Origin of the sequence: Hymenobacter elongatus, from assembly GCF_004745955.1 — a bacterium.
Classification (GTDB): Bacteria; Bacteroidota; Bacteroidia; order Cytophagales; family Hymenobacteraceae; genus Hymenobacter; species Hymenobacter elongatus.
In genome coordinates, this window is the sequence record NZ_SRLD01000095.1 from 1 (window position 1) to 1,540 (window position 1,540).

Here is a 1,540-nt window from a genome sequence, read left to right on the forward strand (position 1 = left end):
GGAAGCGCGGGCCCAGCAGCTCTTGCGGAGCGAGTCCGTGCAGGCGGGCTTCGTGCTGGCCACGGGTCCCTTGTTCCAGGCAGCCGTGTTCCGGCACGCCGACGGCACGGACGAGCTGCTGCTGGTGGCCCACCACCTGGTCGTCGACGGCGTATCCTGGCGCATCCTGCTCGAGGACCTCTCCACGCTCTACAACCAGGCCCGACAGGGCCTGGCGTTGGCGCTGCCCTCGAAAACCGATTCGCTGCAGGCCTGGCAGGCCCAGCAGCAGCACTTCGCCCTCAGCCAGACGCTGCAGGCCCAGCTGACCTACTGGCAGGCCCAGCACCAGGCCCCGGTCGCGGCCCTGCCCAAAGACCACCCCGAAGGCCGCAACCAGGTGCAGGATGCCCAGGTGCAGAGCTTCCTGCTGCCCGCCGCCCTGACCGAGCAGCTGCTCACCCAGACCCACCGCGCCTACGGCACGGAGGTGCAGGAGCTGCTGCTCACGGCACTGGCCCAGGCCCTGCAGGCCCACTGGGGCCTGCACACCGTGTGCCTGACGCTGGAAGGCCACGGGCGCGAGTGGATCGGGGCCGAGCTGGACGTGACGCGCACCGTGGGCTGGTTCACCAGCAAGTACCCCCTCGTGCTCGACCTGAGCACGGCCGCCGATAGCATCGACGCGCTGATCGAGGTCAAAGAAGCCCTGCGCCGCATCCCGGGCAAGGGCATCGGCTACGGCCTGCTGCGCTACCTGCACCCCGCCCAGCCCCTGGCCCCGGCCCCGGCCAGTGATATCGTGTTCAACTACCTGGGCGACTTCGGCTCCGGAGCCGGCGCTACCTCGCAAGAGGCGACGGGGGTATTCACCTACTCGGGCCAGCAGCGCGGGGCCAGCGTGAGCGCCCACCGCGAGAGGCCCACCAGCCTGGAGGTCTCGGCCCTGATTGTCGAGGGCCAGCTGCGCGTGAGCGTCACCTACAGCCAGCAGCACTACCAGCAGCGGACCATCACCCAGGTGCTGGCCCACTACGAACAGCACTTAACCGGGCTCATCGCCACGGTAGCAGCCACCACAGCGCGGCAGCTGACGCCCAGTGATCTGACCTTCGCCGGGCTCACGCGACCGGAGCTGGCGGCGCTCACCGCCCAGGTCGGCGGCGTGCAGGACGTCTACGGCCTCACGCCGCTGCAGGAGGGCATGTACTACCACTGGGTGCAGGACCCGGGCTCGCGGGCCCACGCCATCCAGGTGGCCTACCGCCTGCAAGGCCACCTGCAAGTGGCGCTGCTCGAGCAGAGCTATGCCCAGCTGGTGCAGAGTTATGACGTGCTGCGCACCTGCTTCTCCCACCACTACGGCGGCCGGGCCCTGCAGGTGGTGCAGCCCACCGTCAGCGGCGGCTTCAGCTTCGTGGACCACGCGGCCCTGGCCGGCGCGGCGCTGACCCAGGCCCTGGCCCAGGAGAAGGCGGCCGATCTGGCCCGCGGATTCGACCTGCGCAAGGGCTCCCAGATGCGCCTGCGCGTGGTCCAGCTCGGCCCGGATAGCTTTGAG

The 1,540-nt window shown here is 70.1% G+C and carries 1 protein-coding gene; it reads left to right on the forward strand.

The genetic code is table 11. The features are described from left to right. Positions 1 to 1,540: condensation domain-containing protein (locus tag E5J99_RS20840; RefSeq protein WP_245319171.1), on the forward strand; the 1,540-nt coding region annotated here is incomplete at both ends.